Source organism: Halomonas sp. WWR20, from assembly GCF_054602495.1.
This window is the reverse complement of sequence record NZ_JBTRHR010000008.1, coordinates 67,887-87,833: the sequence shown is the minus strand read 5'-3', so window position 1 is coordinate 87,833 and position 19,947 is coordinate 67,887. Positions and strand designations below refer to the sequence as shown.

Here is a 19,947-nt window from a genome sequence, read left to right as displayed (position 1 = left end):
TAGCCAAAAGCGGCACGCTGTGCACGATGGCATCGTTTCGTTTCGCCCTCTCTGGCCGCCATCGGGATGCCATGCTAGGCTCGCTGCCATCACGGCAGGAGACAGTCATGCACGTCCACATTCTGGGAATCTGCGGCACATTCATGGGCAGTCTCGCGCGACTGGCGAAGGACTTGGGCCACCGTGTCAGCGGCTCGGACGCCAACGTCTATCCGCCAATGAGTACTCAGCTCGAGGAAGCGGGAATCGTCCTGAGCGAGGGCTTCGCTGCCGCCAATCTCGAACCGCGCCCGGATCTGGTGATCATTGGCAATGCCTTGTCGCGCGGCAATCCCGAAGTCGAGGCGGTACTGAATGCCCGAGTGCCTTACGTCTCCGGGCCCCAGTGGCTGGCCGAGCACGTACTGCCCGGGCGGCATGTCCTGGCCGTCGCCGGAACCCACGGCAAGACCACCACCGCCAGTATGCTGGCCTGGTTACTGGAAAGTGCAGGGCTAGCGCCGGGGTTTCTGATCGGCGGGGTGCCGCGCAATTTCGGGGTATCGGCACGCCTGGGGCCGCCGCAGGCTCCCTTCGTGATCGAGGCCGACGAGTACGACACGGCCTTTTTCGACAAGCGCTCCAAGTTCGTGCATTACCGGCCCGACGTGGCGGTGCTCAACAATCTCGAATTCGATCACGCGGATATCTTTGCCGACCTTGCCGCTATCGAGCGACAGTTTCATCATCTGGTGCGTACCGTGCCCTCTACAGGGCGCCTGGTCGTGGCTCAGGACGAGCCGGCATTGGAGCGTGTGCTCGAAATGGGGTGCTGGACGCCCGTGGAGCGTTTTGGCGTGTCGGGGGCCTGCGACTGGCAGCTGCGGCTCGAACGCGACGATGCCAGCCGTTTCCAGGTCATTCACGGCAGTGAGGATGGTGTGGTCGATTGGTCGATGACCGGTGCCCATAATGCACGTAACGCGGTAGCGGCGCTTGCCGCTGCCGCTACCTGCGGCGTGGATCTGGCGAGGGGCTGCGCTGCCTTGTCACGCTTTGCCTCGCCGCGCCGGCGTCAGGAGGTGCGTGGCGAAGTGGCAAATATCCAGCTTATCGATGACTTCGCCCATCATCCGACCGCTATCGAAACGACGCTGCAAGGCTTGCGCGCCGCCACTGGCAAGGGGCGTTTGCTGGCCGTGATCGAACCGCGCTCCAACACCATGCGCCTGGGTACCATGCAACTGCGCCTGCCCGCCAGCGTGGCCAGTGCCGATATCGTTTGGTGGTTTCAGCCGCCGGGGCTCGAATGGTCGTTGGCAGACGTCGCCTCCAACAGTCCCGTTCCCGCCCATGTGGCGACCGATCTCGATGCGCTGATAGAAGAGGTCGCCGATCAGGCGCGTCCGCTGGATCGAATTGTGGTCATGTCCAATGGTGGGTTTGGCGGAATTCACGAACGCTTGCTCGCCGCATTGGAGGCCAGGCATGGTTGAGCCGGTCCGGTACGAGGAAACCTTCAAGTCACCGGTGACCGTCGCGCTGACGGGCGCCTCCGGCGCGCAATATGGCCTGCGTCTCATCGACTGCCTGGTGGGGGCGGGGCATCAGGTCTTGGTGATGATCTCCAAGGCCGCCCATATGGTGATCAGCACCGAAACCGACGTCGTCCTTCCCGCGCAACCGGTACGCCTGGCCGAGGCCCTGACGATGCGTTCGGGAGCGGCGCAGGGGCAGATACGCTGCTTCGGACGCGAAGACTGGATGGCACCAGTAGCCTCGGGGTCGGGGGCGCCTTCCGCTATGGTGATCTGTCCCTGTTCGACGGGCACGCTTTCCGCGGTGGCGACAGGCGCCAGTAACAACCTGATCGAGCGGGCCGCCGATGTCGCCCTGAAGGAGCGGCGCAAGCTGATCCTGGTGCCGCGCGAGACGCCGTTTTCGGCGATACATCTCGAGCATATGCTCAGCCTGACCCGCATGGGCGCGGTGATTCTGCCTGCGGCGCCCGGCTTTTATCATCGCCCGGCAAGCCTTGAAGATATGATCGATTTCATCGTGGCGCGTATTCTCAATCAGTTGGATATCGCGCATGCCCTGGTGCCGCGTTGGGGCGAAGCGATATCATAAGACAATTTTAATATTGTCGGACGCCAATCGGGCATTGCCAATCGGGCGGGCCGGCCTTTCCGAAGCGTATCGGGAATAGTTCCACCATGATCAATCTCTCTCTGCTATCGGTATTCGTGCCGACCTTCTTCATGGTGTCGCTGACGCCGGGCATGTGCATGACATTGTCGATGACCCTGGGCATGACGGTCGGCATCCGCCGGGCGATGTGGATGATGGCCGGCGAATTGGTCGGTGTCGGGCTGGTGGCGGTATCCGCCGTGGTGGGCGTGGCCACGGTCATGCTGCGCTATCCACAGCTGTTCGCGGCCTTCAAGTGGTTGGGAGGTGCCTACCTGATTTACCTTGGCGTGATGATGTGGCGCTCTCAAGGACGTATGGCCATTCCCCTAGAATCCCGAGCGATGCCGAATGTCTCGCGTGGCCAGCTCATCAGTCAAGGGTTCGTGACGGCGGTGGCCAATCCCAAGGGGTGGGCGTTCTTCATTGCGCTGTTGCCGCCGTTTCTCGATGCCTCGCTGCCCATGGCATCGCAGCTGATAGTGCTGGTGGGGATGATCCTGATCATCGAGCTGATCTGCCTGCTGTTGTATGCCGGCGGAGGGCGCACGGCAAGCCGCCTGTTGCGACGCAGCGGCAATGTGCGCTTGCTCAACCGCGTGGCCGGCAGTCTGATGATTGTCGTGGGAGTATGGCTGGCGTTGGGGTAGGTTGAGTGCCGGGGCACGGCGATTTCGTCACACGGCTGGCAGCCACAGGATGCGGGCAGCCAGCAATCCCAGCGACGTGAGCCCTAGCGTCAACCATGGCGGCGAGGTCAACGGCGCGTGAGCGAAGCGGTGATAGCTGACACGCGCCACCGCGCAGACGGTCAGCCCCAGCAGCGCGCCACCGATCACATCGCTCAGCCAGGCCTCGCCCGCTATCAGGCGCGACAGGGCCATTAGCAGACAGATAACGACAGCGCACCAATAAGCGTAGGCCCGACGATACGACGGGAGCTCCTGAGCGCTGAAGGCGGCGGCCAAACCATAAACCACCACCACGGTGGACGTCAGCGCATCGGGATAGGTCAAGGGGCCGGTCAGATGCACTGAGGTGTCCGGCGAGGCACCTCCACTTAGTTGTCTGAGCACGATGTTGGCTGTGGTAACGCCCGCCAATGCCGAGACCAGATGCAAAAAAGCGGCAAAATGGTGCGCCCGCAAGAGCCATAACAGCCAGGGGAGCGTCAGGGCGATCACTCCCACCACGTCGCCACTGAGCATCATGACATGGCTGATGCTGGCCAACAGCTCGAATTTGAACAGCAGCATCAGCGAATGGATCTGTAGATCCATCAGCAGTGGGCCATCCGTTCTCATGACCCATAGCGTCCAGGCGCATAGCGCCGTCAGGCTGATGACCAGCAGGCTCAGCGATGCCAGCGGAAATTCCTGCCGTGGGCGGGGAGAGCTCAGCGCGTTCCAGAGACCTCGGCGCCAGGAGCCGCCTTGCGCAAGCCTGGCCGCGTGTCGATAAAGCCAGCCTTCGCGCCCCAGATGATAACGCAGCCAGGAAAAGATCACGCCCAGCACGGCGGTGAGCGCGGCGAGCATTAGCAGCCAGCGGTCGGCTCCCGGAGGGATGTCCAGTAGACGCTGCCAGGACCGGCCCAGCAGGTAACCCGGCAGCAGATAGGCGGGCGCCCAGGCCAACGCGGACAAGGCATTGACCCATACGAATCTGCCGGTCGGCATGCGCAGCATACCGGCCACCAGTGGAATCAACGGCCGCACCGGACCCACGAAACGCCCTATCAGAATCGAGAGGCTACCATAGCGATTGAAGAATGCCTTGCTACGTTCGAGCCATTCGGGATGACGATTGAACGGCCACAGCGAGGGGACGCGTTCGCGTTGTGAGTGTCCAAGCCAGAAACTCAGGCCATCGCCGATGACGGCGCCGACAAAGCCACTGGCCAGCACCAGGCCGAGGGCGATTTGCTGATGCCCTGCCAGCGAGGCGGCGGCGGTAATCAGCACCACACCGGGCACCACGATACCAATGACGGCCAGCGATTCGCACAAGGCAATCAGCAGGATGATCAGCAGTAATAACAACGGTGAGGGCGACAGCTGATACAGCCACTCGGTGTAGTTCAAGAAGGCGGCTCCATCAGCTTGAGCCCGGCTATCGACAAGCGTTGTTCGAAATGGGAATGGCTTTCGTCCTTACCTAGGCGGCTAACGCGTGCATGGAGTTCCAGTGGGCCAGTTTCGGGAAACAATATTTTGGTGGCCTCCTGGGCTAGCCGTTCCTGGGAGATCCGGGCATTCGCCTCGGTGGTATTAGGCAGCAGCAACCAGAACAGGCTGGGCTGGTAGCGTCCGAGAATATCGCCGCAGCGCGTATGGGTGATAATCGTCTGGCTGAAGCGCTTTAGCAGAGTATTGCGCAACTGATTGCCGAACTGCTCGCGGGCCATGTCCGCCTGAGGGAGATGGATGACGATAACGCTCAACGGTTGATGCAATGTCTGGGCGCGCGAAATCTCGGCATGCAGACGCTCGCTGAGTGCGGCTCGTGAGAGGGCTCCGCTCTCGCTATCGTAAAGGTCGGTGGCATGCAACAGGCGGGTTTGAGTGGAGTGCCACCATAGCGGCAGAACGGCGGTCAGGATCAGCACGATATAGTGCATGATGACATCGCCTGACGGCAGAGAGTCGCCGGGCAGCGTCAGCCAGACCGGGGCCAGCAGCACATTGAGCAGCATGGCGGGGCCTGGAGGGAGCAGAATCAGCGTCAGCACTGGCGGTAAGCCAATCCATAGCGTGCCGGGGTTATCGATGTGGGGAAGCTCGGACGCCACCAGCAGATAGCAACTGATCAATACCAGATAGGAGGAGAGGTGGCGCTTGTCATGGCGGGTCAAGCGTAGGGCCGCCGCACCGGCAACCACTAGCGAGAGCAGGCTGGGGAGCAGGATCTGTGAATAATGCCCCAGCAGATAATGCCAGCCGGCATACACCAGAAGCAGGGGCGCGGCGGTGGCATAGACCAGTGTGACCAGCCAGGTCGAGGCTAAACGTTGTGGCGTCATCGGCTCGCCTCCGTGTCGATCCGCAGAGCTTCCTGTTGCTGGGTGAGCTCCTGAGCCAGGAGAATCGGAGGAGTCGATTCATCGAGAGGTGACACCCTCGCCACGATATCGCCGGGCAACTGTTCGAGGATGGCATCGCGCCGCAGTTGGGCGGCATGGCTGTCACGGGCCACCAGTATCACCGCAAAGACCGTACCGTTAAGCCAGTAGCAGCTTTCAAAGGGATAGGTGGTGGAGTCCAGCGTTTGTCCCAACTGCTCGGGTTTGAACAGATTGGGCGTGCGTGCGCGTAGCAATAGCAACTCACCATGCGTGCCATCGCGTTCACTGCGCGCGAGTTCGATTTCAAGGTCATGACTCAGGCGTCCCGCCGACCACATGCGCATGCGGGGCGAAACGCGTGGGCGTATATCGATGTGATGCCGCAGTCGCAGAAAAGCGCGAGCATTCGCCAGGCCCAATAGCAGCAGATAGGCTAGCAGCAGGGTGAGTATCATGCTCTGTTCGAGAGACAGTACGTAGGACATGCGCCACCAGGCGACAACGGAGAGTACGGCGACGCTTAGTTGTATCAGCGGGGGTTGGGGAAACAGCAGCAGGATAGGCCAGGCCCAGATCCAGATACCATGGCGCTGCGGATCGAACCATAACAGGCCGAGCACCAGCAGGGCGATGATGAGCGTGAGGTAGCGCAGGTGGTGCGGCGGGCGCTTGGTCAATGCCAGGCATGCGAAAATCACTGTGCCGGCCCACAACATCAGCGAGGTGGGCCCCGGCGCTTCCATGATCCCCAGAACCGCCAGTGAGCCGGCAGCGGTGAGGAACAGAGCATTGGGTAGGCGTGTTTTGTACTTGCGCTCCATGGTGCCTTACTATTGATCCTGTTCCTGGACGATGTCCGGCATTATAACGTTTGCGTTGGCGCCGTCGCGTGCCCCTTTTTCAGGAGATTGCTTCCGGCATGTTCTCACATTCGTCATCCGAGATCCGTGACGTTGTCGCGTATATGCGCGAACTGGGCATGGCCGCCCGCAGCGCCGGCAGCGAGATGCGCCGCGCCGACACCGGGCGCAAGAACGCGGCGCTGCGCGCCATCGCCCACCATCTCGAGGCGTCGCGCGATGCCTTGGAAAAGGCCAACGGCGCGGACCTGGACCGCGGCCGTGCCGCACAGCTCGACGCTGCCCTGCTGGATCGTCTGGCGCTGACACCGGCACGTATCGATAACATGATAGAAGGTCTGAACCAAGTGGCAGGGTTGGCGGACCCGGTCGGAGAGATCGATGGGTTGCGCTTTCTTCCCAGTGGAATCCAGGTCGGGCAGATGCGCGTGCCGCTCGGGGTGATCGGGATCGTTTATGAATCGCGTCCCAACGTGACTGTCGAAGCGGCAAGCCTGTGCCTGAAATCCGGTAATGCCTGCATTTTACGCGGTGGCTCGGAGGCCCGCGAGAGCAATGCAGCAATTGCCCAGTGCATCGCGGCCGGGCTGGCCGATGCGGGATTGCCGTCGGGCGCGGTGCAGATCGTGGCGACCACCGATCGCGCCGCGGTAGGCCAATTGATCACCATGCCCGAATTCGTCGACGTGATCATCCCCCGCGGTGGCAAGTCGCTGATCGAGCGGATCTCGCGCGAGGCCCGCGTGCCGGTAATCAAGCATCTCGACGGTATCTGTCACGTATACCTGGAGGCCTCGGCGGATCTCGACAAGGCGCTGGCTATCGCCGTGAATGCCAAGACGAATCGCTACGGCACCTGCAATACCATGGAAACCCTGCTTGTCGATGCCGCCATAGCCCACGTGCTGCTGCCCAAGTTGGCTGCTGCCTATGCGCCACATGACGTGGAGCTGCGTGGATGTCCGCGGACCCGCGAGATACTGCCCGACATCACTGCCGCCAACGAGGCGGATTGGGATACCGAATATCTGGCGCCGGTATTGGCGATTCGCGTGGTCGACGGCATCGACGCGGCCATGGCGCATATCGAACGCCACGGCTCCCACCATACCGATGCCATCGTCACGGAAAATATTAGCCTGGCGCGGCGTTTTCTCGCCGAAGTGGATTCCAGCTCGGTAATGGTCAACGCATCGACGCGCTTTGCCGATGGTTTTGAATACGGCCTGGGCGCGGAAATCGGGGTGTCCACCGATAAGCTGCATGCGCGTGGGCCGGTAGGACTGGAGGGGCTGACGACGCGCAAGTATGTGGTCTTCGGCGACGGCCATGTCCGCAACTGATCGTCTCCCCCTACGCATCGCCATGCTGGGCGGTACCTTTGATCCCGTGCACCTGGGGCATCTGCGCAGTGCCGTCGAACTCGGTGAGGCGCTGGCGCTTGATCGGGTCCACATGGTGCCGGCCCATGTCCCACCTCACCGGGAGGCGCCGGGGGGTTCCTCGGACGAGCGCTTGGCGATGCTCGAAGCGGGCATTGGCGATACGCCGGGCCTGATTGCCGATGGTCGGGAAATACGCCGTGAAGGGCCATCCTATTCCGTGGATACCCTGGCATTGTTGCGTGATGAGATGGGCGAACACTGCCGTCTGGTCATGGCGCTGGGGCACGACGCCTTCCTTCAACTGCACCGCTGGCATGAGCCTGAACGGCTTTTCGAACTGGCCAATATGGTGGTTATCGAGCGTCCCGGCCATGCGGCACATTTATCGCCGGCTCTCGCTGAACTAATCGATGGGCGCGAGGTCGATAGCGTTTCGGCACTTATGTGCCAACCCGCGGGACGGCTGTTGCGGCTACGCCTGCCGAGTCGCATGGCGATTTCCGCAACCGAGATCCGGCAACGCCTGCAGCGCGGCGCAAGCGTACGCTATCTGCTGCCCGAGGCGGTGGAGCGCTACATCGTGGAACGTAAGCTTTATAGGTAAACGCTGACGCCAGACGCGATGGCACGCTAGAATGCCCGTTTGCATCGGACCGATGCCGGACTCTACTTACACTCACGAGGAGCTATGCAGATCGAATCGCTCAAATCCCTGGTGGTGGATGCCCTTGAGGAGCTCAAGGCACAAGACATCACCGAGCTTGACGTGGCGGCATTGACCAGCGTCACGGATACCATGTTGGTGGCCAGTGGAACCTCGTCTCGGCATATCGGGGCGCTAGCCGATAATGTGGTGGAAAAGGCCAAGGAGGCGGGAGTTCGCCCGCTGGGGGTCGAGGGAGATCAGGGATCCGATTGGGTTTTGGTGGATCTGGGGGATATCGTGGTGCATGTGATGATGCCCGATGCGCGACGCCTCTATGATCTTGAGCGTCTCTGGGCCGACCTGCCCAGTGACGATATGCGCGAGCGGCGTGAGGAGGAGGTACAAGAGGTTCGGGGGTGAAGCTGCGTCTGCTTGCGGTCGGCACGCGAATGCCGACCTGGGTCAACCAGGGTGTCCAGGAGTACCGTAAACGCCTGCCGCGCGATTTCGCATTGGAAATAATCGAAATCGCTCCTGGCAAGCGGGGCAAGAATGCCGACGTCGCCAGGGCCATTCAGGACGAGGGTGGCCGTATGCTGGAAAAGTTGCGCGAGGGCGAGCGTATCATCGCGCTCGATGTGACCGGAAAGGCCTGGAGCACCGAGCAGCTAGCCTCTTGTGCCGACGAATGGCGTCATGAGGGCCGTGATGTGGCCCTGCTGGTCGGGGGCCCTGACGGACTCGATCCTCGCGTCGTCGCGCGGGCCGATCAGCGCTGGTCGCTGTCGGCCCTGACCCTGCCGCATCCGCTGGTACGTATCCTGCTTGCCGAACAGCTCTATCGCGCTTGGACATTGCTCTCAGGCCATCCCTATCACCGATAAAGGCCGTGGCTTTTGCCTGCCCGATTCTTATGTCCATGCTCAGCCAAGTGATTTCCAGTTTTCCTCATGCGTAAACGCCGCAAAGCGATCAAGAATCCCAAGCAGGAAGTGCGCGTCTTTCACAATCGCTCGTTGGTGGCGGCCTTGCTGGTGCTGTTGTTGACGGGAGGATTGGTGGCGCGGCTTGTCTACCTGCAGGTGTTCGAGCATGAAATCTATATTACGCGTTCCGACAAGAACCGTGTGCGTGTCGAACCCCTGCCGCCCACGCGGGGGCTCATCTATGACCGTAACGGAGAATTACTGGCCGAGAATCGCCCTACGTATAACTTGACCATGATCCGCGAGCACGTCGAGGACATGGACCAAACATTGCATACGCTGATCGAGATACTCGATCTCCCGCCGAGTGAGATCGACACCTTTCGCGAGCGTTCGCGCCAGCGCCAGCGTCCCTATCAGCCCGCTCTGCTGATGAGCGATTTGAGCGAAAAGCAGATCGCCAGCCTGGCGGTCAACCGTTATCGCCTGGCCGGGGTGGAAGTCGAGGCGCAACTGCTGCGCTATTATCCCGACGCCGAGATCATGTCGCATGTGCTGGGGTACGTAGGGCGCATCAACGTCGAGGAACTCGCGAAGCTTGATCCGGGCGATTATGCCGGTACCCACTTCATCGGCAAGACCGGAATCGAGCGCTTCTACGAGGATGAGCTTCACGGCCATGCGGGGCTGCGCAAGGTCGAAACCAACGCGCGCGGGCGGGTATTGCGTGAACTGGGGCGGACCTATCCGATCCCCGGGAAGGACATTACCCTGACCATCGACAAGCGATTGCAGCAGTTGGCTTTCGATCTGCTCGATGGCCGAAGAGGGTCGATCGTCGCCATCGAGCCCAAGAGCGGCGATATTCTGGCGATGGTATCGGCGCCGGGCTTCGATACCAATCAGTTCGTCACCGGCATCGATTACGATGCCTATCAGGCCTTGCAGAACGATATCGATTTACCGCTGTTCAATCGGGCCAGCCGCGGACAATACCCGGCAGGATCAACGATCAAGCCATTCATGGCGCTTGCGGCGCTGGAAAATGAAGTGGTGACTCCGGACGAGGTCATCTACGACCCAGGTTATTTTCAGCTTCCGGGGGACTCGCACCGCTACCGTAACTGGCTGCGCTGGGGCCATGGTCGCGTGGACCTGGAACGTGCTCTGGCGGTCTCGAACAATACCTATTTCTATAACATGGCCAATCGTCTGGGCATCGACCGTATATCGGAGTTCATGCACAAGTTCGGTTTTGGCGAACGCACCGGACTGGATATCTATGGCGCTTCTCAGGGGCTCATGCCGTCGCGTGAATGGAAACGCGAGCGCTATCGCCAGCCTTGGTATCCAGGGGAAACGCTGTCGGTCGGCATTGGCCAAGGCTACTGGATGAACACGCCGCTGCAGCTGGCAACGGCCGAAGCGGTACTGGCCAACCGTGGCCATTGGGTTCGCCCGCACTTGGCGAGCCAGGTCGGCAAGCGGGATGTTGCGCCTCCGTTCCCCGATACCAAGCCCGACATCGAGTTGAGCAACGATAACTGGTGGGACCGAGTATTTAACGGCATGGAAAAAGTCGTCAGCGGGCGCGAAGGCACGGCGAGGCGTATCGGCGTGGGGCTGGAGTATCGTATGGCCGGCAAGTCGGGTACGGCGCAGGTCTTTTCGCTGGGACAGGATCAGAAGTACGACGCCGATGAGCTTGCCGAGCGGCTGCGTGATCATGCCTTGTTCACGGCGTTCGCGCCCGTAGAGGATCCTAAGATTGCCGTGGCGATCATCGTCGAAAACGCTGGCGGGGGAAGTTCTCACGCAGCGCATCTGGCGCGCGCGCTGTTTGATGCCTGGCTGCTGCCGCCGGAAGAAGTGACCCACGACGCCGAAGCGTTGATCAAACAGGAGGTCGAGCGCAATGATGGCGCATGATTTCCAGCGCACGCTGCGTGGCCAGGAAGCGGGTGTGTCGCGCAAGCGGAGTCTATGGTCCCGTATTCATATCGATCCGTGGCTGTTGATACTACTGTTGATTTTGCTGGGCGCCGGTCTGGTGGTGCTTTACAGTGCCAGTGGGCAGCGCTTGCATGTGGTAACGGCGCAGGCGATTCGCTTTTGCGTCGCGCTGGTCGGCATGTTCGTCATCGCCCAGCTCTCCCCCGCCACGCTGTTCCGCTGGACCCCCCTGGCCTACGGGGCCGGTGTATCGATGCTGGTGGCAGTGGAAATAATGGGGGATATCGGCATGGGCGCGCAGCGCTGGCTAGAGATTCCGGGACTGATCCGTTTTCAACCCTCAGAGCTGATGAAGCTGGCCATGCCGATGATGGTGGCCGCGTATCTGCATCGCCGCGAGCTGCCCCCCAGCTGGCGCGATCTGGGGGTCTGCGGGGTGATCATTGCCGTACCGGTGCTGCTGATTGCCCGGCAACCGGACTTGGGGACGTCACTGTTGGTGGGGTGTGCCGCGATTTTCGTCATTCTGCTGGCGGGGCTGTCGTGGCGTTTCATTGCCCTGCTGGGGGCGTTGGCCGCCTCGGCCATGCCGGTGCTTTGGATGAACATGCATAGTTATCAGCGTCAACGGGTCCTGACCTTTCTGAATCCCGAAAGCGACCCGTTGGGAGCGGGGTGGAACATCATCCAGTCCAAGACCGCCATCGGTAGCGGAGGCATCTTCGGCAAAGGGTGGGGCATGGGCACGCAGTCCCAGTTGGAATTCCTGCCCGAGCGGCACACCGATTTTATCGTTGCGGTCCTCGGCGAGGAGTTCGGCCTGATCGGTATGGGATTGATATTGCTACTGTATCTGATGATCGTTGGGCGGGGGCTGTTCATGGCCAATGGGGCGCAGGATACCTATGGACGGCTACTTTCAGGCAGTATCATCCTCACATTTTTCATCTATGTATTCGTGAATATCGGCATGGTCAGCGGCATTCTGCCGGTGGTGGGCGTGCCTCTACCGTTGGTTAGTTACGGCGGGACCTCCAGCGTGACCTTGCTGGCGGGTTTCGGTATTCTCATGTCGGTTCATACCCATCGCCGGTTGTTGGCCCGTTAACCAGGCGCTGCAATGCACCAGGGAGGCATCACATAATGCTGCGGCGTTACGCGCACAAAAGAACTCTACTCGCCGGACTCTCGGGCGTATGGTTGACACTGACTTCGTTAGGCGCCTTGGCACAGGCGGATTTCGATCCGCAGCAGCATCCCGAGGTTCAGAAATTGATCAGCGAGCTGGCGGCGAAAGGGCTGGATGCCCAGCGCCTGACCTCCGTCATGCAGGGCGCCGAATTTCAGCAGGACGTGCTGGATGCGATGAGCGGAGCCGCCGAACGTCACTTGCGCTGGGGCGAGTATCGCGACATCTTCATACAGCCTCAGCGGGTAAACGAAGGCGTGGACTTTATTAAGGCCCATGCCGACGCGTTTGCGCGTGCCGAGCAGCAATATGGCGTGCCTGCGGAAGTCATTGCCGCGATCATCGGCGTGGAGACCCGTTACGGAGCCAACACCGGGCGACATCGTGTGCTCGATTCGCTGTCGACGCTGGCTTTTCATCATCCCAGCCGAAATACCTTCTTTCGCGGTGAACTGGCCGCCTTCCTGACGATTACCCTGGCGCAGGGGGTCGAGCCCGGGGAGTTGAAAGGCTCCTACGCGGGCGCCATGGGCTATCCACAGTTCATTCCCACCAGTTACCAAGCGTACGCGGTGGATTTCGACGACGATGGCTTGCGTGACCTCTGGCACAATCCGGTGGATGCCATCGGCAGCGTGGCCAACTATTTCGCACGTCACGGCTGGAAAACAGGCGCGCCCGTATTGGTCGATGCGCAAGGGCCTGATGTTCCGCCAGAAAGTATTGAATTCAACTTGGCCCACAAGCCCTATGTCAGCGTGCAAACGTTACGTGACAAGGGTATAACCGCCAAGCGCAGCGACCTTGAACCCAGCCGGCAAGTGATTCCCTTGGCGCTGGAGACCGATGAGGGACGTTACCGCTATGCCGTGGGCCTTGAGAACTTCTATGTGATTACCCGTTACAACCACAGCTATTTGTATGCCATGGCGGTCACGACCCTGGCGGAGCATATCAAGGCAGCGATGGATGAGTCGGCTTGATGCGTGGGTGGGTGCTGATTCTGGTTTTGGCGCTGCTGGCGGGATGTGCCAGTAACGGAGGCGGTTCGGGGGGGCGCTACAAGATGTCTCGTGACGCTTATCCCGATGCGCCGCCGGACGTTTCGCAGGTGCCGGATGCCGTGCCGCGTGTCGAGCCACTGGCCCGTAGTGGTAACCGCTCCACCTATCAGGTATGGGGAAAGACCTATCACGTATTGCCGGATGCCCGTGGTTATCGGGACGACGGATTGGCCTCATGGTACGGTGAGAAATTCCAGGGGTATGCCACCGCCAGCGGTGAAACCTATGACATGTACAAGATGACCGCAGCGCATCGATCGCTACCATTGCCGACCTATGCCCGTGTCACCAACACCGACAATGGCCGCTCGGTCATCGTCAAGGTCAATGACCGAGGCCCGTTTCACAGCGACCGCCTGATCGATCTGTCTTATGCTGCAGCGGCCCGTCTGGGAATTCTGCGCGGCGGGACCGGACATGTATTTGTCGAGGCCATCGATCCGGTACAATGGCAGGCGCAGCATCGCCCTCGCGAGGCTAAGGCGGAACCGGTAGCCGCCGAGTCGCTGTCCCGAGAGGCATTGGCGCCCTCGCAGGAGGCCGATGACTCGCCTCAGCGGGTGTCCTCTGGCAAGGCGGCGTCCGGCGTCAGCGCTGCAGGCCGATATCTGCAGGTGGCGGCGTTCGGCTCTGCGAGCAGTGCTCGGGCATTGCAGGCCCGGCTGCAAGCGGAGCTGTCGCGCCCGGTGAGAATTGCAAGTTCCGAGTCCATGTATCGTGTCCAGGTCGGCCCGGTGCAGGATGTTTCCACCCTCGAAGCGCTTAAGGCGACCCTGCGCGAGGCTGGCTACGATCAGCCATTTGTAGTGTCCGTCACTGAGTAATCCCGTTCAGCGAGAAACCGTCGTTATGAGAGTGTTTTGCCTTACCTCCTATCTGCCCCGCATGCTTGCGGTGCTCTTCGTTTTTTGTCTGAGCCTGGTGATATTGCCGGCCAGAGCGCAGATGGTGCCTTCGCCACCTTCCTTGGCGGCATCTTCCTGGGTATTGATGGATGCTGCTTCCGGCAAGATTCTTGTCGAGCATAATGCGGATCAGCCCCTGCCGCCTGCCAGTCTGACCAAGATGATGACCGCTTACCTGGTCGAGCATGAGATGGACGAGGGCAACCTGTCGCCTGACGAGCAGGTCATGATCAGTGAGAACGCTTGGCGTACGGGCGGTTCACGCATGTTCATTCAGGAAGGCACCACGGTCAGTGTCGAAAACCTGCTCAAGGGAGTGGTGATCCAATCGGGTAACGATGCCAGCGTGGCGTTAGCCGAGCATATCGCCGGGGGCGAGTCGACCTTTGCGGACCTCATGAATCAGCATGCCAAGCGTATGGGGATGAATAATTCACACTTCGTCAACGCCACGGGGTTGCCGCACGATGATCACTATTCCTCCGCGCATGACCTGGCGATTCTGGCCCGACATATCATCACCGACTACCCCGATCACTATAAGGTCTACTCGGAAAAGTATTTCACCTATAACGATATTCGCCAGCCCAACCGCAACCGCCTGCTGTGGCGCGATCCCGACGTCGATGGGCTGAAGACGGGGCATACCGAGGCCGCGGGCTACTGTCTGGTGGCGTCGGCGAAGAAAAACGACACGCGTCTGATTGCAGTGGTCATGGGGACGCACTCCGATGAGGCGCGGGCCCAGGAAGCCCAGAAGCTGCTGAGCTACGGCTTTCGTTTCTTCGAGACCAAGAAACTGTACGATCGTGGCGCCGTGCTTAACGAGCCGCGGGTATGGGGCGGCGAGCAGAACACCTTGCGCCTGGGCGTCGTCGAGGATGTCTATCTGACCGTGCCTCAGGGACGTGGCGATGAACTGAGCGCACGTCTCAATATTCAGCAGTCCATTCAGGCGCCGGTGCAGGCGGGAGAGCAGTTGGGGACGCTGGAGATCAAACTGGGAGACCAGGTGCTCGGCGAGCAGCCGCTGGTTGCCTTGGAGTCCGTGGAGGAGGGCGGTTTCTTCAAGCGGATCTGGGACTCCATCCGCCAGTTCATCGACGGCCTTTTCGACTGAGCCCTGCCGGCGTTCTGCAGGCTGCGCCGGGAGTCCCGCTCAACCTTCGCCCTTGGTAGACGGGCGAAGGTTGAGTAGAATACTTGGAAATGTCATCTGTCGAGTGCACCCATGACCGACAAGTCTCTACGGGATCTACGTGTGTCGGATGCCCAGGCAGCGCCCGAGGCGCCCAAGGTTGAGTTTCCCTGTGAATATCCCATCAAGATCGTGGGCGATGCCGCTCCCGACTTCAAGGCGACCGTGATCGATGTCGTCGAAACCCATGCCCCCGATTTCGACCGTACCAGTATCCGCATGGTCGACAGCCGTAATGGCAGGTTCCAGTCGGTACGCGTGACGATTACCGCGACCGGGGAGGAGCAACTGCGTACGCTGTTCACTTCTCTCAAGGCCACCGGCCGTGTGCATATGGTGCTGTAATGGAGAGCGAGGGCGGCTTGCCGCCGATCCAGTTGCACTGCCTGGGGCGGCGCGCCTATACCCCGGTCTGGCACGCCATGCGCGCTTTTACCGACAGTCGTGATGCCCGGACGCCTGATCATTTCTGGCTGGTGGAGCACGAGCCGGTATTCACTCAGGGGCAGGCCGGCAAGCCCGAACATCTGCTGATGCCCGGCGACATTCCGGTAGTAGCCACCGACCGCGGAGGGCAGGTGACCTACCACGGGCCGGGGCAAGTGGTGCTATATCCGCTGCTTGATGTGCGGCGCGCGCGGCTAGGTGTGCGTGATCTGGTCACTGCCCTGGAAAGGGCAGTGATTAACCTGCTCGAATCACATGGCGTGGTGGCGCAAGCGCGCCCCGATGCGCCGGGGGTCTACGTGGGCGACGCCAAGATCGCCTCCCTCGGGCTGCGAATCCGGCGTGGCGCCAGCTTTCATGGGGTGGCGCTCAACATCGATGGCGACCTGTCGCCATTCTCGCGGATCAACCCCTGCGGCTATGCCGGCATGGCCATGACCCGGCTCGCCGATCTGGTCGATGACTGCCCCGATACCGACACGGCGGCTCTGCATCTGGCCGAGTTTCTGGCACAGGAACTGGGACGTAAACTCGCGCTGGTGGATACTCCCGTCAGCCCGTAGCAGCGCTAATTTCCTCCGTTACCGGTATCAGCAAGAACCCCGCCAGATTCATGATCTGGCGGGGTTCTTGCTGGTGTATCCGCTGTACAGGCTCGCTGATATTCAAGGCCTGGTGCGTTCAGCCGACATTGACGGCCGCGATACGGTTCGAGTCGGGTTCATGGCCGGGTACGGCAGCAGGGGAGGCCAGGCCGAGATTGTTCTTCTCGAACACCCTGTCAGCCCGGTAGCTGGAGCGAACCAGCGGACCGGAGGGCACTTCCATGAAGCCCTTCTCCAAGCCCAGAACGCGATAGCGCTCGAACTCCTCCGGGGTAACCCAGCGTTCCACCGGCAGGTGGTTGCGCGTGGGCTGCAGGTACTGGCCCAGGGTGACGATGTCCACACCGATGGCACGCAGATCGTCGAAGGTCTGGAGGATCTCCTCTTCAGTCTCGCCGAGTCCCAGCATCAGGCTGGTCTTGGTGACGACTGCGGGGCGATGTCGCTTGGCATGGGCCAGCACGTCGAGCGTCTTGCGATAGCCGGCACGCGGGTCGCGCACGCGTCGGGTCAGGCGCTCCACGGTCTCGACGTTCTGGGCGAACACCTCGAGGCCGGAGTCGACGACCCGCTCGATGGCGCTGGTCACGCCGTTGAAATCCGGCGTCAGGGCTTCCACTGCGACCTCGGGGGTGCGTGACTTGATGGCGCGGATGCAGTCGGCATAATGGCCGGCACCGCCATCGGCAAGATCGTCGCGGTCCACGGAGGTGAGAACCACGTAGCGCAGCCCCATAAGTTCCACCGACCTGGCGGTGTTCTCGGGCTCCTCGGCATCCAGCCAGCCCTGCGGATTGCCGGTGTCCACGGCGCAGAAACGGCAGGCGCGGGTACACACCGAGCCCATCAGCATGATGGTCGCCGTGCCGTTACTCCAGCATTCTCCCATGTTCGGGCAGTGGGATTCGGCGCAGACGGTACTGAGCCGGTGCTTGGCCACGTTCTTCTTCACGGCATCGAAGCGTTCGCCACCGGGGACTTGGGCGCGCAGCCATTTCGGCTTGCGCCCGCTGACGCCGCCGTCCTCGGCTTGACTACGTACTTTCATGCCGTCCTTGATGGCGGCGATGCCATGGTCGTTGCGATATTTCTCGCCACTGGAGACGCGTTTGGAAGGGGTGTCGCTCATAGCTGTGAGCCTCTCTGCTTGCTGGGCCAACGACGCCGGGACTGCGTTACCACGGGTCTACCGGGAGTGCGCCGGCCGGCGTTTCCAGGCAGTCTGGCACGTCGAATGATGCGTGGATTTCAGTGCATAAATTACCACAGGAGTCGTCATGCTGGACAGCGGGCCCTGGCGCACCGCCGCTTGACAACAGGCCGGTAAGGCTAGGCCATTGCCGTCAGCACGAGCTTGCCGGTGACGTGGCCCTCTTCGAGCTTGCGGTGTGCGCGGCCGAGATTGTCCGGCGTCAATGGACCGATGACTTCGCTCAATGTCGAGCGCAGGCGTCCGGCATCGAAGTGCTCAGCCATTTTTGCCAGCGCCTGACCCTGATGCTCGATATGGTAGCCATGCAACGGGCGGGCGAACATGAATTCCCAGCTGAACGTCACGGCCTTGCCCTGCAGTTGGTTGAGGTCGACGTCCTTTTGCGTCTCGGCAATCGCCACGATATGGCCGAGTGGACGAATGAGGACATTCATGTTGTCCCAGTGGTCGCCAATGTCGTGGCAGTTGAAGATGTAGTCGACTTCCGGATAGCCGGCACGCTGCACGCTGTCGACCAGATCATGGTGATCCACCACTTCATGCGCCCCCATGCTGCGGCACCACTCGATGGATTGCTCGCGTGATGCGGTGGCGATGATCTTGATGCCGGTCAGCTGGCGTGCCAGCTGGATGGCGATCGATCCCACGCCGCCGGCACCGTTGATGATCAATAGGGTTTCGTCGCGGTGTGTGTCGCCTCCCTGCGCAAGCTTCAGCTTGTCGAACAGCGCTTCCCAGGCGGTCAGTGCCGTCAGCGGCATGGCGGCCGCCTCTTCGGGCTTGAGCTTCTGGGGGGCCTTGGCCGCCAGGCGGGCATCGACGAGCTGATAGTGGGCATTGCAGCCGGGGCGATCGACTTCGCCGGAATAGTACACCCGCTCTCCCTTGGCGAAACCGCTCACCTTGTCGCCCACGGCTTCCACCTGACCGGCGGCGTCCCAGCCCAGTACATGCGGTTGATCGCTCGGCAGGAAGGCGCCCTGGCGGATCTTGGTATCGACCGGGTTGACCGACACTGCCTCTATACGCACCAGCAGATCCCATTCGCCCGGTGTCGGTGTTTCGCGTTCGGCAATCTGGAAGGCGCTTTCGGGAGCCGCTTCCGGCTGCCCCGTGGTGGCGATAACTTTCATGTCACGCTCCGTGTGGAAGGATCAAAGTACTGAAACTCACCAGATGAGGGCGAGCAAGGCAGGAATCAACTTGCATGACGGCAAGCGAATCGTCATGTCGTGCAAACGAAGCCAGGACCCGGAGCCGGTTCGAGCGGGGCCCTGAAGTGAGCGTTGAGTTCCGGTAGCAATTCACGCACGAAGCGCAGGAACAATTCGGTGACCGGTGTCGGATAGCGGTCCTTGGGATAGACCGTGCACCAAGAGCGCCGCAGTGGGAAGCCCGGCAAGTTGGGCGAGGCGAGAAGGCCTGACGCAAGCTCCAGCTGCACTGCCAGGCGTGGCAGGATTGCCACGCCGAGGTGGGCCATGACGCCCTGCTTGATGGCTTCGTTGGTTCCCAACTCAATGGTGTGATGCAGCGATACCCGCTCTCGCGCGGCGAAATCCTCGAAGGCGGTACGCGTACCGGAGCCCGGCTCGCGCATCAGCACGTAGTGATGCGCGAAGTCTTCCAATGTCGGCGCCGGTGCGGTGAGCAGCGGATGGCCGGGCCAGACGATGGGAATCATCTCGTTGTCGAGGATCGGCATGAAGGCCAGATTGGCGTCTTCCGGCACCATGCCCATGATCACCAGATCATCGCGCCGCTCGGCCAAGCGCTCCAGCGCTTGGCCGCGATTGCAGACCCGCAGGCGTATCTGCACTTCGGGATAGCGGGCCCGAAAGCGCGCCAGGATGTGCGGCACTACGTACTGGGCGGTACTGACCGCCGCCAGATTCAGCTCACCGCGAATGGTGCCGGCCAGTTCGGAGAGTTCCATCTGCAGGCTGGACACCTGACCGAAGATGGACTGCACCGAAGCCGACAGGGCGTCGGCGGCAGGCAGCACATGCAGCGTCTTGCCGGCATATTTGAACAGCGGCTGCTCGAGCGCCTGTTCGAGTTGGCGGATCTGCGCACTGACCGCTGGCTGCGTCAGGCCCAGCTGTTCCGCTGCGCGTGAGTAGGACTGCTGACGGTAAACGGCCTGGAAAACCTGAAGCTGACGAAACGTCAGGCGATTGAGCAGATTGGGTCGCGACATTGACGCCCCCAGGGCGGGTATAAGCTATCCCTTATAGGATGGCAAAAAAATATCAATTTTTCTATTGGCTCACAGCTGAGTAGCGTTGAGAGCCAGAAACGGGCAAGCAAGGTACCCTGTCGA

At 61.3% G+C, this 19,947-nt stretch carries 20 protein-coding genes; 14 read left to right on the top strand and 6 right to left on the bottom strand.

Going from position 1 to position 19,947, the window contains the following annotated elements:
• Positions 1-107: 107 nt before the first annotated feature.
• The 3 genes from mpl to ACW4DH_RS15330 all read left to right on the top strand — a co-directional run bounded on the left by mpl (position 108) and on the right by ACW4DH_RS15330 (position 2,819).
• A complete protein-coding gene (mpl, locus tag ACW4DH_RS15340) occupies positions 108-1,475 on the top strand; it encodes a UDP-N-acetylmuramate:L-alanyl-gamma-D-glutamyl-meso-diaminopimelate ligase (protein WP_459637277.1) in 1,368 nt (455 codons plus the stop codon).
• Positions 1,468-2,109 (top strand): flavin prenyltransferase UbiX, encoded by a 642-nt coding sequence (locus ACW4DH_RS15335; RefSeq protein WP_459637276.1) that lies wholly within the window; start codon positions 1,468-1,470, stop codon positions 2,107-2,109. Before mpl ends, ACW4DH_RS15335 begins: the two co-directional genes overlap by 8 nt.
• Positions 2,110-2,195: 86 nt before the next feature.
• On the top strand, positions 2,196-2,819 hold the full coding sequence (locus tag ACW4DH_RS15330) for a LysE family translocator (RefSeq protein WP_459637275.1): 624 nt from the start codon (positions 2,196-2,198) through the stop codon (positions 2,817-2,819).
• A 27-nt stretch (positions 2,820-2,846) separates the two neighbouring features.
• Here the strand turns inward: ACW4DH_RS15330 and ACW4DH_RS15325 are convergent, their stop codons facing one another.
• From ACW4DH_RS15325 to ACW4DH_RS15315, 3 genes are read right to left on the bottom strand one after another with little or no spacing between them, the layout of a single operon-like run.
• Positions 2,847-4,253, bottom strand: coding sequence for a VTT domain-containing protein (locus tag ACW4DH_RS15325; protein WP_459637274.1), 1,407 nt, complete (start codon positions 4,251-4,253; stop codon positions 2,847-2,849).
• Positions 4,250-5,191: a GGDEF domain-containing protein gene (locus tag ACW4DH_RS15320; RefSeq protein ID WP_459637273.1), complete on the bottom strand. Its 942-nt coding sequence runs from the start codon at positions 5,189-5,191 to the stop codon at positions 4,250-4,252. Before ACW4DH_RS15320 ends, ACW4DH_RS15325 begins: the two co-directional genes overlap by 4 nt.
• A complete protein-coding gene (locus ACW4DH_RS15315; RefSeq protein WP_459637272.1) occupies positions 5,188-6,054 on the bottom strand; it encodes a hypothetical protein in 867 nt (288 codons plus the stop codon). The genes ACW4DH_RS15320 and ACW4DH_RS15315 overlap by 4 nt, the downstream gene beginning before the upstream one ends.
• Before the next feature lie 98 nt (positions 6,055-6,152).
• On the opposite strand from ACW4DH_RS15315, the gene ACW4DH_RS15310 reads away from it, so the two are divergent.
• The 11 genes from ACW4DH_RS15310 to lipB all read left to right on the top strand — a co-directional run bounded on the left by ACW4DH_RS15310 (position 6,153) and on the right by lipB (position 16,369).
• Positions 6,153-7,436, top strand: a complete 1,284-nt coding sequence (locus tag ACW4DH_RS15310; RefSeq protein ID WP_459637271.1) for a glutamate-5-semialdehyde dehydrogenase — start codon at positions 6,153-6,155, stop codon at positions 7,434-7,436.
• Positions 7,423-8,082, top strand: coding sequence for a nicotinate-nucleotide adenylyltransferase (gene nadD, locus ACW4DH_RS15305; protein WP_459637270.1), 660 nt, complete (start codon positions 7,423-7,425; stop codon positions 8,080-8,082). The genes ACW4DH_RS15310 and nadD overlap by 14 nt, the downstream gene beginning before the upstream one ends.
• 84 nt (positions 8,083-8,166) lie before the next feature.
• On the top strand, positions 8,167-8,544 hold the full coding sequence (gene rsfS, locus ACW4DH_RS15300; RefSeq protein WP_459637269.1) for a ribosome silencing factor: 378 nt from the start codon (positions 8,167-8,169) through the stop codon (positions 8,542-8,544).
• Positions 8,541-9,008 (top strand): 23S rRNA (pseudouridine(1915)-N(3))-methyltransferase RlmH, encoded by a 468-nt coding sequence (gene rlmH / locus ACW4DH_RS15295; protein WP_459637268.1) that lies wholly within the window; start codon positions 8,541-8,543, stop codon positions 9,006-9,008. Before rsfS ends, rlmH begins: the two co-directional genes overlap by 4 nt.
• A 66-nt stretch (positions 9,009-9,074) precedes the next feature.
• Entirely contained in the window at positions 9,075-10,979 is a 1,905-nt protein-coding gene (gene mrdA / locus ACW4DH_RS15290) for a penicillin-binding protein 2 (protein ID WP_459637267.1), read from the top strand.
• A complete protein-coding gene (gene rodA / locus ACW4DH_RS15285) occupies positions 10,966-12,111 on the top strand; it encodes a rod shape-determining protein RodA (protein WP_459637266.1) in 1,146 nt (381 codons plus the stop codon). The genes mrdA and rodA overlap by 14 nt, the downstream gene beginning before the upstream one ends.
• Positions 12,112-12,146: 35 nt before the next feature.
• Complete coding sequence (gene mltB, locus ACW4DH_RS15280) at positions 12,147-13,175, top strand: lytic murein transglycosylase B (protein WP_459637265.1); 1,029 nt, start codon at positions 12,147-12,149, stop codon at positions 13,173-13,175.
• Positions 13,175-14,080 (top strand): septal ring lytic transglycosylase RlpA family protein, encoded by a 906-nt coding sequence (locus tag ACW4DH_RS15275; RefSeq protein ID WP_459637264.1) that lies wholly within the window; start codon positions 13,175-13,177, stop codon positions 14,078-14,080. The genes mltB and ACW4DH_RS15275 overlap by 1 nt, the downstream gene beginning before the upstream one ends.
• A 25-nt stretch (positions 14,081-14,105) precedes the next feature.
• Complete coding sequence (locus ACW4DH_RS15270; RefSeq protein ID WP_459637263.1) at positions 14,106-15,281, top strand: D-alanyl-D-alanine carboxypeptidase family protein; 1,176 nt, start codon at positions 14,106-14,108, stop codon at positions 15,279-15,281.
• Between the two features lie 111 nt (positions 15,282-15,392).
• Entirely contained in the window at positions 15,393-15,704 is a 312-nt protein-coding gene (locus ACW4DH_RS15265; protein ID WP_459637262.1) for an HP0495 family protein, read from the top strand.
• Positions 15,704-16,369, top strand: a complete 666-nt coding sequence (gene lipB / locus ACW4DH_RS15260) for a lipoyl(octanoyl) transferase LipB (RefSeq protein ID WP_459637261.1) — start codon at positions 15,704-15,706, stop codon at positions 16,367-16,369. The genes ACW4DH_RS15265 and lipB overlap by 1 nt, the downstream gene beginning before the upstream one ends.
• Before the next feature lie 118 nt (positions 16,370-16,487).
• On the opposite strand, the gene lipA is transcribed toward lipB, so the two are convergent.
• From lipA to ACW4DH_RS15245, 3 genes are all read right to left on the bottom strand, one after another.
• Positions 16,488-17,540 (bottom strand): lipoyl synthase, encoded by a 1,053-nt coding sequence (lipA, locus tag ACW4DH_RS15255; protein ID WP_459637260.1) that lies wholly within the window; start codon positions 17,538-17,540, stop codon positions 16,488-16,490.
• A 200-nt stretch (positions 17,541-17,740) separates the two neighbouring features.
• Positions 17,741-18,757 (bottom strand): zinc-binding alcohol dehydrogenase family protein, encoded by a 1,017-nt coding sequence (locus ACW4DH_RS15250; protein WP_459637259.1) that lies wholly within the window; start codon positions 18,755-18,757, stop codon positions 17,741-17,743.
• A gap of 92 nt (positions 18,758-18,849) precedes the next feature.
• The gene (locus tag ACW4DH_RS15245) at positions 18,850-19,824 is read right to left on the bottom strand and encodes a LysR family transcriptional regulator (protein ID WP_459637258.1); all 975 of its coding nucleotides are present in this window, start codon (positions 19,822-19,824) and stop codon (positions 18,850-18,852) included.
• Positions 19,825-19,947 lie beyond the last annotated feature (123 nt).

What these genes read in the sequence shown, in the direction of transcription:
- mpl (WP_459637277.1), top strand. Translation starts at nt 108, where the DNA reads ATGCACGTCCACATTCTGGGAATCTGCGGCACATTCATGGGCAGTCTC.
- ACW4DH_RS15335 (WP_459637276.1), top strand. Translation starts at nt 1,468, where the DNA reads ATGGTTGAGCCGGTCCGGTACGAGGAAACCTTCAAGTCACCGGTGACC.
- ACW4DH_RS15330 (WP_459637275.1), top strand. Translation starts at nt 2,196, where the DNA reads ATGATCAATCTCTCTCTGCTATCGGTATTCGTGCCGACCTTCTTCATG.
- ACW4DH_RS15320 (WP_459637273.1), bottom strand. Translation starts at nt 5,191, where the DNA reads ATGACGCCACAACGTTTAGCCTCGACCTGGCTGGTCACACTGGTCTAT.
- ACW4DH_RS15315 (WP_459637272.1), bottom strand. Translation starts at nt 6,054, where the DNA reads ATGGAGCGCAAGTACAAAACACGCCTACCCAATGCTCTGTTCCTCACC.
- ACW4DH_RS15310 (WP_459637271.1), top strand. Translation starts at nt 6,153, where the DNA reads ATGTTCTCACATTCGTCATCCGAGATCCGTGACGTTGTCGCGTATATG.
- nadD (WP_459637270.1), top strand. Translation starts at nt 7,423, where the DNA reads ATGTCCGCAACTGATCGTCTCCCCCTACGCATCGCCATGCTGGGCGGT.
- rsfS (WP_459637269.1), top strand. Translation starts at nt 8,167, where the DNA reads ATGCAGATCGAATCGCTCAAATCCCTGGTGGTGGATGCCCTTGAGGAG.
- mrdA (WP_459637267.1), top strand. Translation starts at nt 9,075, where the DNA reads ATGCGTAAACGCCGCAAAGCGATCAAGAATCCCAAGCAGGAAGTGCGC.
- rodA (WP_459637266.1), top strand. Translation starts at nt 10,966, where the DNA reads ATGATGGCGCATGATTTCCAGCGCACGCTGCGTGGCCAGGAAGCGGGT.
- mltB (WP_459637265.1), top strand. Translation starts at nt 12,147, where the DNA reads ATGCTGCGGCGTTACGCGCACAAAAGAACTCTACTCGCCGGACTCTCG.
- ACW4DH_RS15275 (WP_459637264.1), top strand. Translation starts at nt 13,175, where the DNA reads ATGCGTGGGTGGGTGCTGATTCTGGTTTTGGCGCTGCTGGCGGGATGT.
- ACW4DH_RS15270 (WP_459637263.1), top strand. Translation starts at nt 14,106, where the DNA reads ATGAGAGTGTTTTGCCTTACCTCCTATCTGCCCCGCATGCTTGCGGTG.
- ACW4DH_RS15265 (WP_459637262.1), top strand. Translation starts at nt 15,393, where the DNA reads ATGACCGACAAGTCTCTACGGGATCTACGTGTGTCGGATGCCCAGGCA.
- lipB (WP_459637261.1), top strand. Translation starts at nt 15,704, where the DNA reads ATGGAGAGCGAGGGCGGCTTGCCGCCGATCCAGTTGCACTGCCTGGGG.
- lipA (WP_459637260.1), bottom strand. Translation starts at nt 17,540, where the DNA reads ATGAGCGACACCCCTTCCAAACGCGTCTCCAGTGGCGAGAAATATCGC.
- ACW4DH_RS15250 (WP_459637259.1), bottom strand. Translation starts at nt 18,757, where the DNA reads ATGAAAGTTATCGCCACCACGGGGCAGCCGGAAGCGGCTCCCGAAAGC.
- ACW4DH_RS15245 (WP_459637258.1), bottom strand. Translation starts at nt 19,824, where the DNA reads ATGTCGCGACCCAATCTGCTCAATCGCCTGACGTTTCGTCAGCTTCAG.